This is a genomic window from Pseudomonas sp. LB3P81 (genome assembly GCF_054897965.1).
This window is the reverse complement of sequence record NZ_JBUBVG010000001.1, coordinates 1,114,087-1,134,771: the sequence shown is the minus strand read 5'-3', so window position 1 is coordinate 1,134,771 and position 20,685 is coordinate 1,114,087. Positions and strand designations below refer to the sequence as shown.

General features: G+C 58.4%; 19 protein-coding genes and 1 pseudogene. 10 read left to right on the top strand and 10 right to left on the bottom strand.

The annotated features are described in order from the left end of the window. Positions 1–35: 35 nt before the first annotated feature. The 3 genes from ACYZTL_RS05105 to pcsA all read right to left on the bottom strand — a co-directional run bounded on the left by ACYZTL_RS05105 (position 36) and on the right by pcsA (position 2,345). Positions 36–962 carry a universal stress protein gene (locus ACYZTL_RS05105; protein WP_461950865.1) on the bottom strand — a complete coding sequence of 309 codons (927 nt, stop codon included), beginning with the start codon at positions 960–962 and terminating at the stop codon, positions 36–38. 267 nt (positions 963–1,229) lie between these two features. After that, on the bottom strand, positions 1,230–1,616 hold the full coding sequence (locus tag ACYZTL_RS05100) for a DUF488 domain-containing protein (protein ID WP_461950864.1): 387 nt from the start codon (positions 1,614–1,616) through the stop codon (positions 1,230–1,232). Positions 1,617–1,622: 6 nt separating this feature from the next. Then, positions 1,623–2,345 carry a phosphatidylcholine synthase gene (gene pcsA / locus ACYZTL_RS05095; protein WP_461950863.1) on the bottom strand — a complete coding sequence of 241 codons (723 nt, stop codon included), beginning with the start codon at positions 2,343–2,345 and terminating at the stop codon, positions 1,623–1,625. Between the two features lie 459 nt (positions 2,346–2,804). On the opposite strand from pcsA, the gene ACYZTL_RS05090 reads away from it, so the two are divergent. Continuing rightward, the gene (locus tag ACYZTL_RS05090) at positions 2,805–3,062 is read left to right on the top strand and encodes a DUF533 domain-containing protein (protein WP_461954264.1); all 258 of its coding nucleotides are present in this window, start codon (positions 2,805–2,807) and stop codon (positions 3,060–3,062) included. A gap of 9 nt (positions 3,063–3,071) precedes the next feature. Here the strand turns inward: ACYZTL_RS05090 and ACYZTL_RS05085 are convergent, their stop codons facing one another. Then, positions 3,072–3,503, bottom strand: a complete 432-nt coding sequence (locus ACYZTL_RS05085) for a cupin domain-containing protein (protein ID WP_461950862.1) — start codon at positions 3,501–3,503, stop codon at positions 3,072–3,074. Positions 3,504–3,698: 195 nt separating this feature from the next. On the opposite strand from ACYZTL_RS05085, the gene ACYZTL_RS05080 reads away from it, so the two are divergent. Genes ACYZTL_RS05080 through ligD form a run of 3 tightly spaced genes read left to right on the top strand, consistent with a single transcriptional unit; the run spans position 3,699 to position 8,672 of the window. Further along, the gene (locus ACYZTL_RS05080) at positions 3,699–5,084 is read left to right on the top strand and encodes an iron-containing redox enzyme family protein (RefSeq protein WP_461950861.1); all 1,386 of its coding nucleotides are present in this window, start codon (positions 3,699–3,701) and stop codon (positions 5,082–5,084) included. A gap of 9 nt (positions 5,085–5,093) precedes the next feature. After that, a complete protein-coding gene (locus ACYZTL_RS05075) occupies positions 5,094–6,086 on the top strand; it encodes a methyltransferase (protein WP_461950860.1) in 993 nt (330 codons plus the stop codon). A gap of 3 nt (positions 6,087–6,089) precedes the next feature. Then, a complete protein-coding gene (gene ligD / locus ACYZTL_RS05070; RefSeq protein ID WP_461950859.1) occupies positions 6,090–8,672 on the top strand; it encodes a DNA ligase D in 2,583 nt (860 codons plus the stop codon). Positions 8,673–8,865: 193 nt separating this feature from the next. Here the strand turns inward: ligD and ACYZTL_RS05065 are convergent, their stop codons facing one another. From ACYZTL_RS05065 to ACYZTL_RS05055, 3 genes and pseudogenes are all read right to left on the bottom strand, one after another. Next, positions 8,866–9,147: a DUF3303 domain-containing protein gene (locus ACYZTL_RS05065; protein ID WP_461950858.1), complete on the bottom strand. Its 282-nt coding sequence runs from the start codon at positions 9,145–9,147 to the stop codon at positions 8,866–8,868. Positions 9,148–9,350: 203 nt separating this feature from the next. Further along, a complete protein-coding gene (locus tag ACYZTL_RS05060; RefSeq protein ID WP_461950857.1) occupies positions 9,351–9,752 on the bottom strand; it encodes a hypothetical protein in 402 nt (133 codons plus the stop codon). 229 nt (positions 9,753–9,981) lie between these two features. Then, a pseudogene (locus tag ACYZTL_RS05055) lies at positions 9,982–10,068 on the bottom strand (AraC family transcriptional regulator); the annotation flags it as partial. Positions 10,069–10,431: 363 nt separating this feature from the next. Here ACYZTL_RS05055 and ACYZTL_RS05050 point away from each other — a divergent pair. The 6 genes from ACYZTL_RS05050 to ACYZTL_RS05025 all read left to right on the top strand — a co-directional run bounded on the left by ACYZTL_RS05050 (position 10,432) and on the right by ACYZTL_RS05025 (position 15,378). Continuing rightward, complete coding sequence (locus ACYZTL_RS05050; protein ID WP_461950856.1) at positions 10,432–10,926, top strand: hypothetical protein; 495 nt, start codon at positions 10,432–10,434, stop codon at positions 10,924–10,926. Between the two features lie 153 nt (positions 10,927–11,079). Then, a complete protein-coding gene (locus ACYZTL_RS05045) occupies positions 11,080–11,277 on the top strand; it encodes a hypothetical protein (protein WP_461950855.1) in 198 nt (65 codons plus the stop codon). Between the two features lie 18 nt (positions 11,278–11,295). Next, entirely contained in the window at positions 11,296–11,853 is a 558-nt protein-coding gene (locus tag ACYZTL_RS05040; RefSeq protein ID WP_461950854.1) for a polysaccharide biosynthesis/export family protein, read from the top strand. A gap of 26 nt (positions 11,854–11,879) precedes the next feature. Continuing rightward, complete coding sequence (locus ACYZTL_RS05035) at positions 11,880–12,995, top strand: hypothetical protein (RefSeq protein WP_461954263.1); 1,116 nt, start codon at positions 11,880–11,882, stop codon at positions 12,993–12,995. Positions 12,996–13,018: 23 nt separating this feature from the next. After that, on the top strand, positions 13,019–14,584 hold the full coding sequence (locus ACYZTL_RS05030; protein ID WP_461950853.1) for a GumC family protein: 1,566 nt from the start codon (positions 13,019–13,021) through the stop codon (positions 14,582–14,584). Positions 14,585–14,646: 62 nt separating this feature from the next. Then, positions 14,647–15,378: a CpsD/CapB family tyrosine-protein kinase gene (locus ACYZTL_RS05025; protein ID WP_461954262.1), complete on the top strand. Its 732-nt coding sequence runs from the start codon at positions 14,647–14,649 to the stop codon at positions 15,376–15,378. Between the two features lie 43 nt (positions 15,379–15,421). Here the strand turns inward: ACYZTL_RS05025 and galE are convergent, their stop codons facing one another. From galE to ACYZTL_RS05010, 3 genes are read right to left on the bottom strand one after another with little or no spacing between them, the layout of a single operon-like run. After that, entirely contained in the window at positions 15,422–16,399 is a 978-nt protein-coding gene (gene galE, locus ACYZTL_RS05020; RefSeq protein WP_461950852.1) for a UDP-glucose 4-epimerase GalE, read from the bottom strand. Between the two features lie 45 nt (positions 16,400–16,444). Next, the gene (locus ACYZTL_RS05015) at positions 16,445–19,033 is read right to left on the bottom strand and encodes a glycosyl hydrolase family 5 (protein ID WP_461954261.1); all 2,589 of its coding nucleotides are present in this window, start codon (positions 19,031–19,033) and stop codon (positions 16,445–16,447) included. A 32-nt stretch (positions 19,034–19,065) separates the two neighbouring features. Next, positions 19,066–20,592 carry an O-antigen ligase family protein gene (locus ACYZTL_RS05010; protein ID WP_461950851.1) on the bottom strand — a complete coding sequence of 509 codons (1,527 nt, stop codon included), beginning with the start codon at positions 20,590–20,592 and terminating at the stop codon, positions 19,066–19,068. Positions 20,593–20,685 lie beyond the last annotated feature (93 nt).

Below are 20,685 nucleotides of genomic sequence, written 5' to 3'. Positions count from 1 at the left end.
TTCGACAGGGGGATGGGTGGTGTCTGGGCGATTGATTATTCATCCAGCCGCTCGGTGTACACCACCCAGACACTGCACGGCATTTTGTACAGCAAATGCTCCACCGTGCTGCCGATCAGCCGCCCCAGGCCGCGATGGCCGATCCGGCCCATGACGAGCACATCGACGTCAAAGGCATCGGCATAGCGTGTCAGCACCTTGGCCGGGTGGCCCATGATCATGTGCCGCTGCTCCGGCGCGATGCCGTTGCGTTCGACCAGTTCGTGGAAGGCTTCCTCCTGATAGTCGAACAGGGTTCTGGCCTTGGCCGAAGAGAAAAACGCAGAACCATTGTCGAAGCCGAATTCGTCGGCGCTGATGGATGACAGGTCGTAGGCGTAGACCACATCCAGTTCGGCATTGCAGGCGCTCGCCAGTTTCAACGCTTCGTGGAGGATCCGGTCATTGAAGCTTTTGTACTGATCATCCCGATGAAACGGGTCGACCGCCGCGACAATCCTGCGGGGCAGGGCATGCACGGCATGGCTGACGAAATGCAGCGGCACCGGGCATTCACGCAGCAGATGCACGTCGAGCGGGGTGAACATCAGCCGTGAGAGCATCGAGTGCGGCTCCAGCGCCTTGATCAGCACGTCCATCGGCTGTTCTTTGAGGTGAATCAGGATTTCTTCCAGTGGACGTTCGACCCACGTCACCTCGGTGGTGACCTGCACTCCGATCTTGCGCAACGGCCGGGCCTGTTCCTCAAGCCATTGCCGGTGTCGATCGACATAGCCCAGACGCATTTGCTCCATCGCTTTTTCGTTGACCAGGCTGGCGGTCGCCAGACCTTCCAGATAATCGAACGCCACAATGTGCAGCGCCGCGTCTTCGGCCTTGGCCAGCGCCGCGGCCCGGTCGAAGGCGGGGCTGTGTTCCATCAGGGGCGAGGCGACCAGCATGAAACGTGATTGCTCAGACATGACAAACCTCCCGTGGGTGAACGAGCAGGTGACGGTCCCTTTGCAACAGCCTGGACGTTGCCGCCCGATGTGCGGTCATTCGGCAGGCATTCAGTCCTTCAAGTATTGACCATGATCAACGCAGGCGCAGGAGCAACAGGTTGACGCGGTCCAGGTAGGAGCTGGCGAAGCCTGCGATCTTTTGATCCTCGTAGACCCACTGCTGCCGAGATCAAAAGATCGCAGGCTTCGCCAGCTCCTACAGGGGATGTGTGGTGTTTGATTGATTTAAACGACTTTGGCGCCGCGTGCCTCCAGCAACTCGCGCAATACGGAGCGATGGCAGTGCGCTTCATCCTCGCAATAACACCCGACGGCCATCGAGGTGTGGTGAGACAGCGCCGCCAACAAATCGAGCAGTTGGCTGGCGGCAGGGTGATTCATCTCAGCCTTGAACTTGCGCCGAAAGGCCTCCCAGGCTTTCACATCCTCCGCAGCTTTTGCCTCTGCAACCAGTTCCGCGCTGGGCGACAGCAGCGGCTGCCACACATCATAAAAATCGCGACTGGCGAATTCGGCCTTCGGCACGCCGCGAGGTGGGCGGCGCACCGTGCCTAACCGCAGGCCTTCATCGGGCAGGCGGGGTGAACCGAGTCGTACGATATGAATGGGCATGGCGACTTACCGGTGTCGCGACCCGTCAAACCACTCCAGTGCCGTACGCCAGATGCAAATCCCCAAAAAGTAAGCCGACATCAGCAGCCAAAGCCCCATGACCATCGGGTTGATCACCGGGTGGTTGATCACCAGCGACAAGCTGCACAGCAACCAGATGGCGGTCACGGCGATGTTGATCGGCATGAACCTGCGCACGCGGAACGGATGCAGGAACTTCATCCGGGTCACGGTCAGCAGTGCCAGGCCGATGACGGTGAGCAGAGTGATCCACGGCGACGGGGCGATGATGTAAAGGCACAGCGCAACCACGTTCCACGCGGCGGGGAAACCCTGGAAGTAGTTGTCCTTGCTTTTCATGTTGACGTTGCAGAAGCAAAACAGCGACGAGACCAGAATCAGCGACACGGTCAGCAGCAGCGTGTAGTCCGGCAACGGGATGTAGCGATAGATGAACAGCGCCGGGATGAACACATACGTCAGGTAGTCGATCACCAGATCGAGGATCGAACCGTCGAAACTCGGCAGCACCGATTGGACATTGACCTTGCGTGCCAGCGCGCCGTCCAGCCCGTCGACGATCAGGGCGACACCCAGCCACAGCAGGCAATTGGTGGGCTGGTTTTCCAGCAGGGCGAGGGTCGCGAGGAAGGCAGTGACCACGCCCGTGGCGGTAAAACCATGGGCGCCCCATGCTTTGAGCCTGGCGATGTGTAGAGTCGAAATCACGGGGGCGTTCTCCAAAAAGTGAAGCAAGCCAGTCATCACCCTCGTTGATCGAGGGCGGCGGCAAACAGGGTCGGGTTGCAGGTATCGACCGGAAATCCGGGAATAAGGTTCACCGTCTGTAAATCTTAGCTGGGCCGCCAAAAAATACTCCGGATTAATCCAGATGCTGTTCACTTGGAAGATTCTTGAGTGGGGCTGACATCCTGGACGAAGGGGAATGTCCCGTCGGGCTGCGCTGCCGGCCATTTCGGATATGGGGGCTGATGGCTGACCTGGTCTTGCGGATGTACCCGGAACCCTGTGGGAGCGGGCTTGCTCGCGAAGGCTGTGTGTCAGGCGGCGAGTTTTTTGATGGTGTACATATCCGTTGCTGCGGTAACGGCGGCTTAAGGTTTCGCCCTTACGGCAAGTGACTCGCCGTAAGGGCGAAACCGCCAGCCGCCATCACCAAAACAATGGATAAACACCCAAACGCTTGAACACCAAACCCAGCAATGGCTGGACGATGAAGTCGCCCGGCCGCTTGACGCCGCCGATGTGGCGCAGTCGGCGACGGATCCTGCGATAGCCGCGGAAATGTACCTGGCCAGCGTGATGCTGGTGGACGATCAGCAGGGCGCCGAACGCAGCTACCTCGATGAACTGGCGGCGGCATTGCAGATTGATCCGGATTTGCAGGTGCATCTGGAACAGCAGGCCAAGGGTGGCGTGGCCTGACCGATCGGCTTACACCAGAAACGTCACCCCGTGCGCTTCGGCAATCTCCAGTATCCGCGGCAAATCCTCCGGCACCTTGAGCCCGTCCACCGCCGCAAAGAACTGGCCGCCCCGCGGATCAGACACCACGCCGATCATCTTCGCCGTGGCGCTGATGTTCTTGTAAGCATGGATGGACCCACCGGGAATATGCACGTAACCGCCGGCCGAGACGGTGGTGGATTCGCCTTCGACCGTCACTTCCACCTGCCCGTCAATCACGTAGAACGCCTCGTCCCAAGGATGAAAGTGCGGTGGCGGGCCGCCTCCCTGCACGCCTTCCTGGATATGCATCTCAAAGGGTTTGCTCAAATCACCGCCCGCGAGAATCGTGATCGCCTCGCCAACGACATTGACCGGTCGCGGAGTTTTTCCAGACCCGATGACGTGAACCGTTCGCATGATTGATCTCCCGGGGATGAGTCCACACCCGGTTGAGTATATTCACTCGAGCGCGCACCGGGTGGGGCGGCGCAGGCCCGTCTGTCAGGGCAATTTCAACCCCGATTGAATTTTTATCCGGGCAAATCGCTCTGCTGATGTAGAGACGTGTTGATTCAGCGTCCTGCCACTGGCCACAGACCGAGAGATGCGCCCATGACTGCCCTGACACGACTCGAATCCCGGCCTGCCCATGAGCATGCCATCCCGACTGCCGGCAGCCTGAAGCAGTGCTATGAACAGTTGCTGCTGGGCGACGATGCCGAGCAACGCCGCGCACTGGGCCAAACCTTCCTGGAAGCACAACTGCAACAGGCAAAAGACCTGCCCGCAGAGATGCCGGAGGACGTGTCGGCCCTGCAAACCTTCGTCGAACAGCACAGCACCGAAGTGGCACGCCAATACGCTGACTACCTGAGTGCCCGCAAGGACGGCGGGCCGCGACGGTTCTTCAGCAACAAGGCGCACGCGCTGTTCTTCCTGCAAGCCGTCAGCCCGACCAAACGGGTAGACGGTGCCTGGTTGTATGGCCTGTTGCAGCACTGGCGCGATCCGCGTTTCGAAGGGCTGATCTACACTTATCTGGAAGAGTTGGGCGGCGGCAACCCAGTGCAAAATCACGTGGTGATTTACCGCAAGCTACTCGCTGAACAGGGTTTGCAGGACACCGGCGTCATCGCCGACGAGCATTACCTGCAAGGCGCGATTCAACTGGCACTGGGCGAATGCGCCGACGAGTTTTTGCCAGAGGTGATCGGCTACAACCTCGGCTACGAACAACTGCCGCTACACTTACTGATCAGTGCATACGAACTCAGCGAACTGGGCATCGATCCGTATTACTTCACCCTGCACGTGACCATCGACAACGCCAGCACCGGGCACGCGCAAAAAGCCGTGCAATCGGTGCTGCAACTGCTGCCGATCGAAGGCGATCGCGAGGACTTTTTGCGCAGGGTCGCGCTGGGTTATCGGCTCAATGACCTGGGGCAGGGCAGTCGCGCGATCATCGACTCGTTCGACCTTTTCGCTGAAGTGTTGAACATGCTCGAGCGCAAACGCCCGTTCGGCCAGCACATGCATTCCGACTACTGCCGATTCGAGGGCAAGACCGTCAATCAATGGCTGTCTTCGCCGGAGCAATTGCCAGGTTTTCTCGCCGCCATGGAAAACAAGGGCTGGATCAAACGTCATCAGGACCCGCAGCAAAGCCGCTTCTGGCAATTGATCGAGGGTGACGGTGCGGCCATGTTCGGTGTGTTCAGCCCTTATGAAAAACAGCTGTTGCACGACTGGGTCGCGGGTGACTGGAAACCGGAGCGTTCAACGCCAGCGGCTCGCCGCGAAAGCAGTTGCGCGGTCGAACCGGCGTTGCCCGCCAGCGATCCGGATATCCAGAGTCTGCAAGCCGCATTGGACGGAGTGTCCGCCGCCGAGCAGATGCCGGTGTTGATCCCGTGGCTGTCCGCCCACCGACACGCCCATCCTGCCGGCTTGATGGCAACGCGGCGGTTTATCGAACTCAAATCCAGCCTTCGATAGGAGCACGGCATGAATCAAGAAGAACAACTGAGCGCTGCCGATCTGGCCTTGCTGCAATTGGGTCGCCGCTTGCAGGCGGATGGTTACCGCTTTATCACGCCGACGCCGCTGACCCATCAGCGGGTCAATGACCGCGCGTTCGGCCAAAGTGCCCGAACCCTGCGCGAGGTGTTCGGTTGGTCGAGGACGTTTGAGCCCGGCCTGTTATCAGCGGACGAACAGCGTCAGTTGCAACAGGCGGGCGTTCTTGAAGAGTGCAATGGCCGGTTGAAAAGCCACGTACGCTGGTCCAGCCTCGATGACCTGCTGTTCGTGCATTCCGGATTCCCCACGGACGCGGCCGATGCGGTGTTCTTTGGCCCGGACACCTACCGTTTTGCCCAGTTGATTCACACCCATCTGCAACAGAGTTTCGCGCCGGTCAGACGCGCCGTGGACATCGGCTGCGGCGCGGGTGTCGGCGCCATCGTGATTGCTCGCGCACGCCGTGAAGCGCAGGTGCTGGCGGTCGACATCAACCCGGCGGCGCTACGCTTGACGGCTGTGAACGCCGCGCTCGCCGAAGTGGCCAACGTCAGCATCGAGGCCAGTGATGTGCTGCAGGGTGTCGACGGTACTTTCGACCTGATCGTCGCCAATCCGCCCTACATGGCCGACCCGGCCGAGCGTGCCTATCGACACGGTGGCGGGGCGTACGGCGCGCAGTTGTCGGTGCGGATTGTCGAGCAGGCGCTGAACCGACTGACCCCGGGCGGTTCGCTGGTGTTGTACACCGGTGTAGCGATGGTTGACGGCTGCGATCCATTTCTCGCCGCGCTGGCACCGTACCTGGATTCGGCGCGATTCGGCTGGACCTATCACGAAATCGATCCCGACGTGTTCGGCGAAGAACTGTTGACGCCGGGCTACCAGCGGGTGGAGCGGATTGCGGTGGTCGCGCTGATCGTTACGCGGATCGGCCCGAGCCTCGGGGGAGGCGTTGAATCAGCTTTAAGTGAGTGAGCCATGAGCAAGAATCTGGACGACTACAACCGCATGCGCGATTTCTCGGCCACCTCCGAACCGGCCGCCAAACGTTCAAGCAAGAAAGTCGCCAAAGATCACGCCTTGCAGTTCTGCATCCAGAAGCATGACGCCTCGCGCCTGCATTATGACTTTCGCTTGGAACTCGATGGCGCGCTGAAGAGTTGGGCGGTGCCGAAAGGCCCGTCGCTGGACCCCAAAGTCAAGCGTCTGGCGGTGCATGTCGAAGACCATCCGATCGACTACGCCACGTTCGAGGGCAGCATTCCCGAAGGTCATTACGGTGCCGGTGATGTGATCGTCTGGGACCGTGGCGTGTGGATTCCGCAGGAAGACCCGGCCAAGGCCTACGCCAAGGGCAAGCTCAAATTCGAGCTGCAGGGCGAGAAGCTCGGCGGTCTGTGGAACCTGGTGCGCACGCATATGCCGGGCAAGCAGGAGCAGTGGTTCCTGATCAAGCATCAGGACAGCGCGGCCAAACCTGAAAGCGATTACGACGTGGTCGCGGCCGAGCCGGTCAGTGTGCTGAGTGATCGGACCATTGTTCCAAAAAAGTCGAAAGCGGCGGACAAGCCCAAGCCCATCAAGAAACCGGCGCGCAAGGTCGCGGCGAAACAACAGTCGGCGCAACTCACCGGCGCGCACAAAGCAAAATTGCCGGACCTGATCAAACCCGAACTGGCGACGCTGGTGGAAAAAGCCCCGGACGGCGAATGGAGCTATGAGATCAAATTCGACGGCTATCGGATCATGGCTCGCATCGACCATGGCGAGGTCAGACTCTTCACTCGCAATGGTCACGACTGGACCCACAAGTTGCCGAAACAAGCGCAGGCGCTGGTTTCGCTGCAACTTGAATCAGCCTGGTTCGACGGTGAAATGGTGGTCGCAAATGAGCAGGGCGTGCCGGACTTTCAAGCGCTGCAAAACGCCTTCGACTCTGGGCGCAGCGGCAACATTCTTTACTACCTGTTCGACCTGCCTTACCTCAATGGCGTTGACCTGCGCGAGGTGCCGGTCGAAGAACGGCGGGTCGCGCTGGCGACGGTGCTCACGCCGAATGAAGACCCATTGCTGCGGTTCTCCGACGCGTTCGCCGAAGAGCCCGATGCCTTGCTCAACAGCGCCTGCCAGATGCAGATGGAAGGGCTGATCGGCAAACGCCTGGGGTCGCCGTATGTGTCGCGTCGCAGCAGCGACTGGATCAAGCTCAAGTGCAAGCACCTGCAAGAGTTTGTAGTGGTCGGATACACCGATCCGAAAGGTTCGCGCAATGCGTTTGGTGCGTTGTTACTGGGCCTGCATGACCGGGATAGCAGTGAGCTGCGTTATGCCGGCAAGGTCGGCACCGGGTTCAACGAGACAACGCTTAAAAGCATTTACGAACAATTGAAACCGTTGCAGGCGAAGAAGCCGTCGGTGGTCAATCCACCGACCGGTTTTGACGCCAAAGGTGTGCACTGGCTCAAACCCACTCTGCTGGCTGAAATCGCCTTCGCGGAAATGACCAGGGAAGGCTCGGTGCGCCATGCCGTGTTCCATGGCCTGCGCGACGATAAACCGGCCGAAGACATCACCGAGGAGCGTCCCAAAGTGGTGAAGAAAAGCGCTGCAGAAAAACCTGCCGCCAGTAAAAAGGAAGCTTCAGAAAAAGCGCCGGCCCCGTCGCAGCTCGGTCTGGGCGAGGGCAAGGTGCGGATCACTCATCCCGACCGGGTCATCGACGCCAGCAGTGGCACCACCAAAGTGCAACTGGCGGAGTATTACGCCAGCGTTGCCGAATGGATTCTCCCCGAACTGAAAGATCGTCCCGTGGCGCTGGTTCGCGCGCCGGACGGCATTGCCGGTGAACTGTTTTTCCAGAAGAACGCCGAGCGCCTGGCCATTCCGCAGATCACCACCCTCGACAAGGAACTCACCGGCCAGCCGATCATGATCATCAACAGCGCCGAAGCGCTGATCGGCGCCGTGCAGATGAGCACCGTCGAGCTGCACACCTGGAACGCCACCTCGGACAACCTCGACAAGCCCGACCGCTTCGTCCTCGACCTCGACCCGGACCCGGCACTGCCGTGGAAAAGCATGGTCGAGGCGACTCATTTGACGCTGTCTGTGCTGGATGAGCTGGGACTCAAGGCCTTTCTGAAGACCAGCGGCGGCAAAGGCATTCACCTCGTGGTGCCGCTGACCCGCAAGCTCGGATGGGATGAGGTGAAGGACTTCAGCCACGCCATCGTCAGCCACATGGCCAAACTGTTGCCGGAGCGGTTTTCCGCAGTGTCGGGGCCGAAAAACCGGGTCGGGCGGATCTTCATCGATTACCTGCGCAACGGCCTCGGCGCCACCACCATTTGTGCTTACGCCGCGCGCACCCGCGAAGGGCTGCCGGTGTCGGTGCCGATCTTTCGCGAGGAAGTGGCCGGGCTCAAGGGGGGCAATCAGTGGAATGTGCACAATGTGCATGAACGCCTGACCGAGGTGGGCGACGAGCCTTGGGCTGACCTGAAGAAAACAAAGCAGAGCATCACCGCCGAGATGCGGCGGCGGGTGGGGATGAAGAAGTAGCCTTTTCAGCAGGATTTAACGCCTGACGCTGTCCAAAATGTGGGAGCGGGCTTGCTCGCGAAAGCGGTCTGTCTGACGCATAGATGTTAGATGTGCCGCCGCTTTCGCGAGCAAGTCGGATCGCCGCACCGCCGCTCCCACAGTGGTTCTGTGTCGCGCACAAATTTTGTGCCCGTCGCACTTCCTCGAACGACTATTGCTTGCCGACAGCCGCCGCTAGCAGCGGCCCCACCTGCTCATCGGTCAGCGCCGCATGGACCTCCATGCTCATCAGGTCATTCCATTGCAGTACCCACTTCTGAATCTGCACGACATCATCGGTTTCTGCGATGCCAAAACCGGTCGAACCACCGACGGCATGCCAGCGCCCCAGTAACTTGACGCCTGAGGGCGGAGCCCCTTTGGTCTCGAGGAAACGTTTGATCGCGGTGTTACGGTTTTCCGGGCTGATCGACCACCTGACCATGAATAACATTTGCCACCTCCTGCTACGGACTGGCACCTGTTGCTCTTCGCGCGCCTGGCTGGTGCCGGGACCACGGCCACGCCTGTTTCCCGTGTCATCCTGTCGGGTCTGAAACGATTTCTCCCTTGAGAAGGCATAGCAGCGCGCGGCGGTTCGCGTATGACCGCTGATCCTCTTTCATTACATCTGGAATTAATCGAGGCGTCTGACCGTCAAGCATCTCGCAACAGGTCGTTGGCGTTGAGCAGTTCGTAGGCGATTTCCGGACGTTTCTCCAGCCCGCGGCGAATGGCGGTCGGAATCGCCTGGCGGGTTTTGCGGCACAAGCCCGGCAGTTCGGCGATGGTGATGGCGATACCGCGCATGGTGCGGACTTCATTGAAACCGGGAGCGATCTCTACCCGGATGCCCAGTTGCTCGTACATCCGCTGCTGCAGGCGTTCAAGGTCATTCAGGCTCTGGAGATTTTCCAGGCGTTCGATCAGGCGCTTTTCTTCGGACCGGGTCAGAAACAGGATGCGCAGGTCCGCGCCTGGTGTTTCCAGCAGCGGTTCACGCTCGCAGATGCAGGCACCGGGCGGGCAGGGTTGGCGGATCGGCAGCGAGGTCGTCATAGGGCTCAATCATAGAGCGCCCTGCGTTGGTTTGCCCATAGGGATGGCGGGCGTGCTCAAGGGGGGCATCAAGAGCACAATCGGGGTGGTTTGGCCGTACGCCGATCCCTTGTGGGAGCGGGCTTGCTCGCGAAGTTGTTGATCTTGCAGGGGCAAATCCGTTGCTGCGGTAATGGCGGCTATTGGAGGCCGTTACCGCAGCAACGGATATGTACACCATCAAAAAAACTCGAAAGTGCTCGGCGAAACTGGCCCGGGACATGTTGGCCGCCGCGGACAATTGCGCCACGGTCCAGGCTTTGCCGGGGGTGTCGTGTACAAAGCCCCTCGGCGCTGGTCGGGCGTTTCGGCGCAAGACCTGCGCCAGTCCTCGAGAATGGATGCGAGGAGCGCTGCGATAGTTTTTTGTCGCCGGCCTTTCGGCGAGATGCAGCCGGCTTTTTAACTTCAGACAGGGGGCCGATACCCACGCTTGAGCCCTTTCATACGAATAGAAGGAGCAGGATTGAAAGGGTTTTGATGGCGTTATTTTGACGCTGTTTTTCGTAAATTTTTATTTTTATTTATTGTGGTGACGGACCATTGACGTAATGGCGATGTGATTATAGGCTCCAAGTAAGCTGGGTAACGAATCCTTCATCCGATATCAGGAAACCCTATGTGCAGGTAGGCGGTCACTATGCGCTCGTCACTGGTTATCAAATCCGTTTTATTCTGTGCGCTCTTTAATGGTGCAGCCGTTGCCAGCGCACACGCGACCAATTTGGCCCATGAAATTAACCGCATAGGCAATTCTTGCGCAGGGTCTGAGCCAAAATCGGGCACAGCCGCCGAAGAGCAGGGTGATGCCCCTTCAAATGTTGCAAGCAGTCTTGGCGCGGCACCTTCGGTCAGCGATATTTCCTCCGCTGATACTGCAAAAGATCAACTCAAAAGCCTAATTGAATCTGTCGCCAAGGTGGATGCTACCGTCAATAGTTCAACTTGTGACGGATTAATGGCGCAACTTGCCAGTGGAAAGTTAATGGCAGATTCAGGTGCGCAGAATAAAGTTTTGAGTGGCGGGGATGATGCCTTCAATCAACCGAACGCAGTTCCGCTGTCTGCTGCTGCCTGGTTGTTTTCGTCCGCGTTGTTCGGTTTTGTTATGGTCGCCAACCGGCGGAAGATATAACTAGCGGTTTGTTTTTGCTAACGATTGTATGGCGCATTGATACTATTGATTGATATCAGTTTGATGTGGAAGTGGTTGGCGATGTATTGACTGAGTGACGGACTCTATTGAACAGAGTTGCTGTTAATTTGGCGAGTAAACATCGGGGGTCGCATGTTTAACGACAAGTTTTTGTTAAATAGAAAACTTCCTTCACTAGAGGCTGCCCTGCAGGTAATTGAGACGTTGGGTCGACGAAAACTGACCGCCGCCAGCCACAAAAAAATGCTCGTTGAACCCTTTCTGGGCGTGAAAATTTGCGAGCGTGATTTGCCCCCGTTTTTGTGTGAAACTCTTGGCAAGGCTATTTAGTTAGGCGGAGGGATCCCGATGTTGCGTTTCTGGTTACCTGTGGTATGCGCGCTGGCTGTCCTGCCCAGCATTTCCAGTGCCGTCGCAAACGACACGTCTTACCGGCTGAGTCCGGGTGATAACCTTTCCGTTTCTGTTTGGGGCGAAGACAAGCTCAAACAGGATGTGCGCGTACTTCCCGATGGCAGCATTACCTTCCCGCTGGCAGGCCAACTCGATGTAGAGGGGCTTGATGCCACCGCAGTCGCGGAGAAGATCGCGGCCAGGCTTGAAAAATTCATACCCGATCCGCAAGTGAGCGTTGTCGTCACGGGCACCGAAGGCAATGTCGCCTACGTGCAGGGCAAGGTGGTGAAACCCGGCACTGTGCATATGTCCGGTCCAACGTCAGTGCTGCAGGTATTAAGCCTGTCTGGCGGGCTCGATAAATTCGCCGACAAGGATGACATCAAGGTCGTGCGACTCAACGGGACCAAGCAAGAAATCCTGCGCGTCAACTACAGCAAGTTGATGTCCGGGGATGACATGTCCACCAATTTTCTACTTAAGGCCGGCGATACGCTGGTCGTGCCTTAGCCTTGCGCGATGCATCGGGAATCACCTTGCTTGCGCTGCGAATCACCGGGGTTGCCACGGCAGTCCTGATTCTGCCGTGTTCCGGTATGGCCTATGCGGCTACCTGGCAATCAGCAGTCGCGGTGCCTTCGACTGTCGAGTACGACAGCAACCCCCTGTTGCTGACGAGTGGTGAGAAGGGGGTGACCCGCACCATCATCGCCCCCGATTACAGCCTTGTCGGCACGTCCGGACGGGATGAGTTCAAGTTCGGTCTCGGTGTGAATGTCGTGCGTTCGTCCGAGACGGACATCGTGTCGGACCGTGAAGATCCCAGATTGAGGTTTGGGTGGCAGCGCGAGACCGAAACGGGTGGTTTTGGACTCACGGCCCGATATGAAGAGAGCTCTACGCTCTCCTCCGAGGTTCAGGAAACCGGCGTAGTGGCTGCCGACGGCACGCAAAAACTTTATACCGTGGGTGGCAACTGGCGGACTGCGCTCAGCGAGCGGAGCACCCTGGTCAACGAAACTGACTACACTCATGTCACTTACGATGTTCCTACCCTGATCAACTATGACGAGCTGGCGAACCGCTTGAGTTGGAACTATGCATGGAGCGAGCAGGTCGAGCTGTTCACCCGTTTCGGCGTGAGGCGTTATGAGCCGGAGGAGGGATCCGCAGCGTCTTCCTCAAACAGCTACACCCCCACGGTTGGCATGAATTTCCAACTCTCCGAGGAGCTCAAGGGGGCGGTGTACGCGGGGCTCAATCAAGTCTCCGGGTCGGGTAGCGGCCCTACTGGCCAGGGCGGGTTTACGTTGAACTACACCGGTGAACGCTTTGAGACAAGCATCGACGGCGGTCGAAGCACGGTCTCCAGCGGCGACGGCGGTTTTGTCGAGGTTGATAGCCTGAGGGGCACATTGAGTTACCTCATCGACGAGACCCGACGCACCGGTTTTGACGCCTCCTGGCAAGACACCACAGGGCAAACGCCAAATACTTTGCGCAATTACAGTGCCTGGTTCAGTCAGGAACTCTCGCCTTTTTGGATTGCGCGCCTATCCTTCACCTACAAAGAACGCAAGCAAGACAGCTTGCCGGATGCCAGCGCAAATGTCGTCGGGTTGACCTTGACATATAGTTATCCCGGTCTCTGAAAAATTCAGCTGTGTGATCATTTATGACTACTGAATACGAAATGTCGGTCAACGACTACATAGCTATCATCAAGCACCACGCTCTGCTGTTGATCGTGAGCTGCGCGGCGATACTTGGCATCAGCATTGCGGTCGCGATGTCGCTCCCACCTACCTTTGAGTCCTCCGGCACGATTCTGATCGAGTCGCAGCAGATCTCGCCTGACCTGGTTGCGGCGAACAACGGCACCTTTGCCGATGAGCGCATCGAAGTCATTCGCCAGCGTGTGATGACCCGAGAAAATCTGGCAGCGATCATCGACAAATACAGTTTGTTCTCTTCTCAAGGCCGGCACTTGAGCGTTTCCGACAAAATCAATGAAATGCGCAATGCGATTGGAGTCACCCTGGTCAGCGCTGCGATCAAGGGGCGCGGGGAAGTGACGATTGCGTTTCGTCTTTCCTTTGAGCACCGCGAGCCAGAGATTGCCAACAAAGTGGCCAACGAGCTGGTGACGCTGTTCCTGAATGAAAACATCAGGCAGCGCACCGAGCGCGCCAATGAAAACACAGAGTTCGCAAAGCAGGAGGCGGACAAGCTCGAGGTTGCACTGAATGCCCAGGACAGTCGCGTGGCAATATTCAAGGAGCTGCACAGCAAAGCGCTGCCCGAGAATCGGGAATTGCTCACGAACATGTTGACGCGCGCCGAAACCGACCTCAAAGAGGTCGACCGTGACTACAAGGCTGCCCGTGAAGAATTGCGTTTCAACGAGTTGGAGCTTATCGCCGCCAATACCGGCGTAGCGACCAAGCCTGGAGTGGGAGGAGCAGCCGCTGACAAACCGCAGGATCTGGGCAGCCTCAAGGTGGAGTACGCCCGTTTGCGGACGCTGTATACCGAGGCCCACCCCGATGTGCGTGCCGTGAAACGCAAGATTGCGGCACTTGAGGCGAACAAGGCGGGGGCCGGTAGTGCAGCAGTGCCCGTCAATATGGATGCAGCGAAGGCTCAGGCGCGGATCGCCGCCACCGAGGCACGTATCAAGTCACTGGCCGATCAGAAGCAGCAGACGCTCCAGAAAATATCCGAATACGAAGCGCAGATTATTGAAATACCACAAGTCGAGCGCGGCCTGATCACTCTGATGCGCGACCATGACAACGCGAAAAAGAAATATGAGGAGATGCGCGCCAAGGAGATGAATGCGCGAATTTCCGAAAGCCTGGAACAGGAAAACAAGGCGGAGCGTTTTGTTCTCCTGGAATCGCCGCTGATGCCTGAAAAGCCGATTCGGCCGAACCGTAAAAAGGTGGTTGCCATGGGCTTCGTGCTTGCCCCGGTGGGCGCTGGCGCACTGGTGATGCTTCTCGAGATGATGAGTTCTCGCGTGCGCGGGGCTGAAGCCCTGGCCAGTGTGCTCGGCAGACGCGTACTGGTTTCCATTCCCTACATTCACACCATGGCCGAACTGGAACGCCGCAAGAAGTGGCGAACGCGCCTGATCGTGTGTGGAGTCGTGCTTTTCGCGATCCTTCTGGTGCTCGTGCACTTCCTCTACATGCCTCTGGATCAGCTGGCGTTTAAAACGCTGGGCCGGTTTGCATAAGGAATACAGACATGGAAATAATCAAGCCCGATACCGAAAACACCGAGTCCTCTTCAAGAGCCATGACGTCCTCCGCGCAGTCTTCAAGTCTGAATGCGCTCAGTTATGTGCAAACCAAGGTTGTACCTTTGCGGCCGGATCACCTCGAGCGCAATCGGATTGTGGCGTACAACAAAAACTCGAATATGGGTGGGGCGTTCGATCTGCTGCGTACGCAAGTTCTGAAAGTCATGGAAGAAAATGGCTGGCGCACGCTCGCCATCACCTCGCCGACGCCGGAGGCCGGCAAGACGGTAATGGCGATCAACCTGGCAATGAGCATCGCTCATCACACCACCAAGACGGCATTGCTGGTGGATTTCGACTTGCGTCATCCGACAGTGGGTGCCTGCCTGGGGATGTCGATGGAGATATCGCTCAATGAATACCTGGCCGATAAAGCAGAACTGCAAGAGGTTCTGGTTAACCCGACCTTGCCGCGCTTTGTAGTCCTGCCGACCCGTAAGGCGATTCCTCTCTCCACCGAGGTGCTGTCATCGCCCAAAGTGAGCAACTTGATTAGTGATTTGCGCGAGCGCTACAACTCACGAATCGTGATTTTCGATTTGCCGCCCATCTTGAGTTCGGACGATGTGATTACCGTCTTGCCTAAATTTGACTGCGTCCTGCTCGTGGTCGCCAACGGCATGAACAGCAAGAAAGAGATCGAGGAAAGCCTTCATCATCTGGGGACAGCCAATCTGATTGGCACCGTACTGAACAAAGCCGAGCCGCAAAATCGCTCGTACTACTAGCGCGTTATCCTCAAACGATCGGCGCTGCTGGCGAGCGCCGATTTCAGTGCCAGGGATATTTCTTTTCCCAGCTCCAGGCGTGCGTCACGATCTGCTCCAGTGAAGCAAATTGCGGCTGCCAGCCAAGTAATGTGTACGCCCGTTGAGGGTCGGCCACCAGGCGTGGTGGATCACCCGCACGGCGTGGCGCATCACTGACGGAGATCGCCTGGCCAGTGACCTGGCGTGCGGTGTCTATCACTTCCTGTACCGAGAACCCTTGGCCATTACCGAGGTTGAACGCAGTGCTTGCACCACCGGCCAATAGATAATCCACGGCCAGTGCGTGAGCGGCCGCCAGATCGGCAACGTGGACGTAGTCGCGAATACACGTGCCGTCGGGCGTGTCGTAATCGCGGCCATAGACGGTGATGCTCGCGCGCCGGCCAGAGGCTGCTTGCAGGATCAGTGGCAGCAGGTGGGTTTCCGGCTCATGGCGTTCACCCAACTGTCCTTCAGGGTCTGCTCCGGCGGCGTTGAAGTAGCGCAGGCAAACCGACTTCAGCCCGTAGGCGCGGTCGAAATCTTCAAGCATCTGTTCCACCATCCACTTGCTGCGACCATAAGGATTGATCGCCGCCTTGGGATGTTCTTCGTCGATGGGCACATACGCCGGGTCGCCATAGACAGCGGCCGTCGAGGAAAAGATAAAGTGCTTGACGTTCGCGCGAACCATGGCTTGTAGCAGCGTCAGCGTGGCGGCCAGGTTGTTCTGGTAATACTTGGCCGGTTCAGTGACGGATTCGCCGACCTGTATGAACGAGGCGAAGTGGAACACGGCATCGAAGTGCTGTGCGGCAAACAAGGTGTCCAGGGCTTGCGCGTCGGCGATGTCCAGTTCAACCAGTTTTCCGCCCGTCAAGGCGTCGCGATACCCCGTGGAAAAGTTGTCCGCCACCACCAGCTCGTGACCTGCGCGCAGCAGATGCTTGACCATGTGCGAGCCGATGTAACCTGCGCCGCCGACCACCAAAAAATTCATCCTGTCCTCCTGGAAACCATTGCTGTGCAAACGCGGATTGTACCGTCAGTGAGCAGCGTTTTTTCTCAAAAACAACCAATTGAAGGCCTGCACGCCATCGAACTTGATCGTATAGCGCCCATCAAGGTAAGTCGCGGGCAACTTCTTCATTTGCGCCAGCGTGCCTTGGGTAAACAGCGTCAACCCTGGCGGAGCCTGGATGCTGAGCGTGCCTTCGAGAGGCTCGACATAAAAAGGTGTTTTGTCTTCGTCTTTGGGGATGGCGCGAGTGCCCAGCGAAATCAGCAGATCCTGCGATCGACCGACAGGCGCGCCGTCCAGGCTTTGCACCACCACGCTGGCATTGGTGGTCTTCACTTGAACCTGGATGTTGCCGAGGCTGATCGACTCGCCGCCGATCCAGCCGGTGACGGCCTGGGTGCGCGGCGTATTGATGGTGTAGATGCCTTGTTTCCAGTTGCGCTTCAGCTCGCCCGTATCGGTCGTGGACTCGCTGGCATTGGCGTCCAGCAACGACTGGTCAGGGTCATGAAACACCTGTGCATTGCTCGCGATAGTGCCTTGCTGCAACCACGGCAATTGCGGTGTCTGTGGCATGGCGATTTGCAGCTTGCCTTTCTCCATGGCGGTGCGCAGCAAAGCCGAGTTGGCCGGTGAGACGGGTTTGTTGAACAGGGTATCGGGCGTCGGTGCGAAGACATACGTCGTGTTGGCTTCGCTGACGTCGGCGCGGCGATAGAGCAGGGCGGCGGCGGGCAAGGTGGCGAGCATTGCAGGGTCGTTGTAAGCATGCCAGTTGTCGGCCGTTACCCAGCCGCCGTCGAGCGGCTGCTGGCTGTAGGCATATTGCATCAATGCGTCCCAGCCCTGGTGGCTGGCGGTGCCGGCGACATAGAGTGGCAGCGAATGGCGGTCGGGTGTCGGAAACGGTTCGTTGTTCCACTCGGTGACAGTCAGGGGTTTGCCGGTGACCTGGCCGGCGGCAATCCAGTCCACGATGCCTTCGCTGGTGAGCGGATTCTTCTCCAGCTGCCCACCGCCGCCATAGCTGTGAACGTCGATGACGTCGCCGGCAGTCAGGGCCGGCAAGGAGCTCAGCCCGTCGCCTCCCCAACTGCTGGTGGTGGCAATGGGCACCTTCACGCCTGATTCGCGCAGATGCTGAATCATCTCTACGTTGAATTGCTGTTCCAGATCGTTAAGGAACAGCTTGGCGGGGCCATGCTCCCACGAACGCCAGGTGAGTCCTGCCGATAGATTGTGCTGGCTGGCAAAGGCATCGGCCCGGTTCTTGTAGAGCTCCCAGTGCTTGGGGACTCCCTTGTCTCGCAACAGGGCGTTGCCAAAGTGTTGAGTGACGTCGTTTTCGTTGGTGATCAGGACGGCGGCGATTGCCGGATCGTCTTTATAGGCGAGGCCGGTAAAGGGATTTACATGGGTCATGTAGGCTTTGGTGATGCGTTTCATTGCCTGCTGAATGGTGATGTTTACATACGCGTAGCCCTTGAGGCTGGCGTTGTTCTGCTGGTCTTTTGGCAGTTCATCGAAGGCAAAAATGTTGTCCTTCGCCGTCAGGGCTCGCTCGACGTGCATGTCGAGCCATACATAAATGCCCTCGTCTTTCAGGCACTTGATCCACCAGTCGATTTTTTTCAGCGACTGCGCGCTGAGTTGCTGAGTGTCATGCGTGAGGTTGCGGTCGCCAAAAATATTCGGGCTGACCCAGGGCGAGTCATGGTGGTGCAGTCGGACGAGGTTGAAACCGAGTGCCGACAGGCGTTTGGCTTGCTGCTTGATTGCATCGTCGGGCGTTCGGAACAGTGCATAGGCCGTGATGTTGGTGCCCCAGAAACGTGCAGGGGTGTTGTCCGCGAACAGCAGTTGCTCGCCGGACGCTTTGACAAAGCCGCGCTTGCCCGCAGGTTTTTCGTCAGCGTTGAGAAAAGACAGATCGACCGGTGAGGTTTTGATGTCGACTTTGTCACTCGGCCAGGTCTTCGGGTCCGCCAGGCCAAAACGCTCTGTCGTGGTAGGGCCGAGCGCCACGTCGCCAGAAATGCTCAGGGTGGCCTTGAAATGTTGGCGGCCGGGTTTGATCGTATTTTTGTAGAAGAAAGCACGCACCTCGGATTGATTGCCGGGCTCAAAGTACACACTCGCCAGTGCCGGCTCAAAACGCATCTCGATGCGTCGACCTTGTGCACTGCCCCAGGACCAGCCGCGGTTACCGGGCAGCAAATCCGGCTTGCCCATTTCTCCGGCGAAAAGGGCGGGGTCGAAATTGAAGGTGACACCCCCACCCATCACACCCGAATTCACACTGTGTGCATCCAGGTCAAAGTCCCAGGTCAGCTTCCGCTCGTCTTCCTTCTGAATCTGCGCCGTCAGGTCGAAGTCCAGCGTCTTGTTCTGGCCTGCCAGGGTGTATTGCCAGGAGGTATTGACCTTGAACTGGGTGACAAAAGACGTCCAGCCCCAGTTGCTCTCCCAGAATTCAAACTTTGAGGCAACGACAGGATTGCCTCCGTGCACCAGCATGGGCAGCCCACTGCGGTCATCGACGCTGGCGACCCAGTCCGACGCCCGGGTCGTGAACGGCCAGATCGCAACGCACAGGAAAACCGGGAGCAGCATCTGAGTGCGGCGAAACAAAGTGGTCATCGGCATTACCGGAGTTGGAGGTGGGCACTCGCAGTGACTGCAGTCGAAGTGTGCTTGAGATTGCGAGCCATCTGGGCATAGGCAACACCCAACCCGGCCACCGACCAATACACCACGGGGATAAACGTGATGCTGCTGACGGTCACGATGGTCACCATAATCCCGGCCAGTGTCGCCAGGAGCGCGCGTCCGAGCCGGCGCGTCTCATCGTCCTTATCGGGAAATGAACGCATCGCCTTGCGGATGCCCAGCAGAACAGTGACGAAAAAAGCCACGAACAGCGTCAACCCGATCAACCCGACCTGCAGCGCCACGTGGATGTAGGTGTTGACGATATCGATGATGCCCTGGCCCTGAATCATGGACTGCATTTCCGGCGTGCTGCGGAAGTCGAAAGCGCCGAACAATGGGTTGCGCTGGATAACGATCATTGCGTTATCGAACAAACGTTGCCGGTACGTGATGTTCTCTACTTCGATCTTGCCGATGAACGGTAGCAGATCCAGCACTTTTTGCCCGCCAGGCACGATGGCCAGCAAAGGAAGGGCGAGCACGCCGGCGAGCGCCAGCAACATCAGGCGTTTGGCTGCGCCGCGACCCGTGGCGATGAACGCTGTGATCATGACGACGGCCCCGATCCAGGGGCCACGCGACAGTGGCGCGAACAGTCCGCCAGCCAGCAGGAGACCGCCAAGACGTCGCTGGAACTTGCTGCGCACATCTTCCTGCAAAAACAGGTACAGGCCGATGGCCACGCTGACGACAAACCCCAGCGCAATGGCCTGGCCAGTGGTGGCGCTGGCGCGCAATGAACCGCCACGGCTCAAGTAGCCGGACAATTCCCATCGCATGCCCAGAGCGTCCGTCAGCGCGCTGTAGAGCAGCCAGTTCCGGGCAAATTCGAACAGCCCGATAATGGACAACACCATGGCGGCGAGGACAAAGGCCAGCAGGGCATCCCTGAAGTCACTGAGGTCTTTCAGAGCCCGGCTGGCAACGTAGTAAGGCAGAAAAACTTCGATGAACAGGTAGAGCGTTTGGCGCAACGTGTCGGTGAGTGTGGTTTCGCGCAGCAACAGCAGGCTCGTCAGTAGGAGGCTGCCGGCCAGCAGCCGGTCAGGCCAGGTGCGCCCGAAAGGCAGCGTGTCCGCTCGCCTGCGTAGCGCGAAAAACGCCGGAAGCAAGACGCACAGGGACAGCAGACGGATATGGTTGAGATCAAAGAAATAGTTGATCACACCCATGCCGGGAATCTGCGCCGACGCTGGCGGGACGAGAAACAGCAACATGAAAAACAGCGCCAGGGGGTTGCGTTCGCGTTTTCTTGCGAGGGTCAACACCACAGCGGCGACGGCCGCATACACCCAGAAACTGTGCGCGAAAAAAACCAGCAGGGTCAATACGAACCACAGATTGCGGCGACGGGTGAAGTCGTTGTACGGGATCAGGTCCGTTGCTGATCGGCGGGCAAGAGTAAAAACGGTGCCGGCTAGAACCAGAATGACGATTAGCGCGCGAATGTGCTCAGGCATGAGTTCATGAACTTACTTGATTGGTGAGCGAAGGATAGTGCATTGCCTGATTGCGGCTATAGTAACGGTCGTGCCACTGAGTCCGGGATTGAT